Origin of the sequence: Leucobacter sp. M11, from assembly GCF_035726885.1 — a bacterium.
Taxonomy (GTDB): domain Bacteria; phylum Actinomycetota; class Actinomycetes; order Actinomycetales; family Microbacteriaceae; genus JAPFRB01.
Genome location: NZ_JAPFRB010000003.1, coordinates 358,429 through 360,225, shown reverse-complemented (window position 1 = coordinate 360,225; position 1,797 = coordinate 358,429). Strand labels below are relative to the sequence as shown.

Here is a 1,797-nt window from a genome sequence, read left to right as displayed (position 1 = left end):
GGACGCGGGGTGCCGGAGGTTTCGTGAGCGTCTCGATCTGTCCGCCCCGCAACGCGGGATCCTGGAAAGATGGGACTGCGAGACGGGACTGCGCCGCAGTCGCGCCGTGATCGAGATCGGAGCCAGCGTGACCCGGCCAGCAGACAGCACGCCCGCGGGGGATGCCAACGAATCCACCGACTGGTTCGTCGAGCGCTTCGCGGACTACTGGCAGCTCGGCGGTTCCTCGCGCATCGAGGGCCGCATCGCCGGGTATCTGCTGCTCAGCAACGCCCCCGGGGTGAGCGCGGAGGAACTGAGCCGGGAGCTGGGCGCGAGCCGAGGCTCCGTCTCGACGCACACGCGCCGCCTGATCGCCCGCGGTTTCGTGCGCCGAGTGCGGCTGACCGGCGACCGCGCGCACTACTACGTCATGGACCAGGACGTCTGGGGCGGCTTCCTCGAGGGCGAGCAGGCCTATCTGGAGCGCCAGCGCGGCCTCGCCGAGGACGCGCTCGCCCGGGTGGCCCCGGGCGGGCCCGCCTATGAGCGGGTGCGCAACATGCGCGATTACATGGGCTGGATTCTCGACAACCGGATGCTCCCGGAGGAGTGGGCACGCTTCAAACGGGACCGGGACGCCCCCGGCGCTCCCCCGCTGGGCTGAGCGGCTGCCGGGCCCGCGGCACGACCGTGGGGGTGCCGGACTCCGGGTCCCGCCCGATGACCGCGTCCAGCCCGAAGACCTCGCGGACGAGCCCCTCGGTGAGGACCTCGCTCGGCGCACCCTCGGCCACGATGCGCCCCCCGTGCAGAACCGCGAGCCGACTCGCGTAGCGCGCGGCCTGGTTCAGGTCGTGGAGCACCGCGACCACGGTGCGCCCCGCGTCACGCAGATCCTGGCAGAGGTGCAGCAGCTCGACCTGGTGCGCGATGTCGAGGAAGCTCGTTGGCTCATCCAGCAGCACGATCTCGGTCTCCTGCGCGAGGACCATCGCGAGCCACACCCGTTGCCGCTGGCCCCCGGACAGCTCGGCGACGCGGCGCTCCGCGAGCGCCGTCACGCCGGTCTCGGCCAGGACGCGGTCCACGATGGCGGAGTCGCCCGGCAGCCACTGCCGAAGCGCCGAGTGGTAGGGATGCCGCCCCCGTCCGACGAGGTCGCGGACGAGAATCGTGTCCGGCGCGATCGGGTCCTGCGGCAGGAGGGCCAGGCTCCGCGCGATCTGCTTCGAGCGGAGCCGCTGCAGCGGAACCCCGTCGAGCAGCACCCGCCCGGCGGCGGGCGTGAGCGTGCGGGACAGGGCGCGCAGCAGGGTGGACTTTCCGCAGCCGTTCGGGCCGACGATCGCCGTGAACTCCCCGGCAGGCACCGCAAAGTCAAGCCCGGTCGCGACCTCGTGCCGCTCGTACCGAAGGGTCAGCCCCTCGGCGCGGAGCCGGGAAGGGGCGGCCCGCGCGAGCTCGGGCGTGACGACCGGGGACTCCCCCGGGGTGGGCAGCGTCTGGGTCACAGGCGTCCTTTCGACCATTCCCGCAGGAGCAGGAAACCAAGATAGATCCCGCCGACGCCCGCCGTGAGGACGCCGACCGGTACGCCGGCCGCCGCGGGGAGCTGCTGCGCGGCGAGGTCGGCGGCCACCATGATGAGCGCGCCGATCAGGGCGGAAACGAGTAGGTTCGGCCCCGCCACGCGGGTGAGGCGGCGCGCGATCTGCGGGGCCGTGAGCGCGACGAAGGCGATCGGACCCGCCGCGGTCACCGCCCCGGCCGCGGCGACGACCGAGAGCAGGATGGCCAGGGCTCTCGTCCGCACGG

3 protein-coding genes are annotated in these 1,797 nt (G+C 73.2%); 1 reads left to right on the top strand and 2 read right to left on the bottom strand.

What is annotated here, in order from left to right; genetic code table 11:
* Positions 1-646: GbsR/MarR family transcriptional regulator (locus tag OOT08_RS10030; protein ID WP_325092513.1), on the top strand; the 646-nt coding region annotated here is incomplete at its 5' end.
* On the opposite strand, the gene OOT08_RS10025 is transcribed toward OOT08_RS10030, so the two are convergent.
* Together OOT08_RS10025 and OOT08_RS10020 are read right to left on the bottom strand one after the other, a co-directional pair.
* Positions 603-1,493: an ABC transporter ATP-binding protein gene (locus tag OOT08_RS10025; RefSeq protein ID WP_325092512.1), complete on the bottom strand. Its 891-nt coding sequence runs from the start codon at positions 1,491-1,493 to the stop codon at positions 603-605. The two genes, OOT08_RS10030 and OOT08_RS10025, sit on opposite strands and share 44 nt — an antisense overlap.
* A partial coding sequence (locus OOT08_RS10020; RefSeq protein ID WP_325092511.1) for an iron chelate uptake ABC transporter family permease subunit occupies positions 1,490-1,797 on the bottom strand: 308 nt, incomplete at its 5' end. The genes OOT08_RS10020 and OOT08_RS10025, both read right to left, overlap by 4 nt.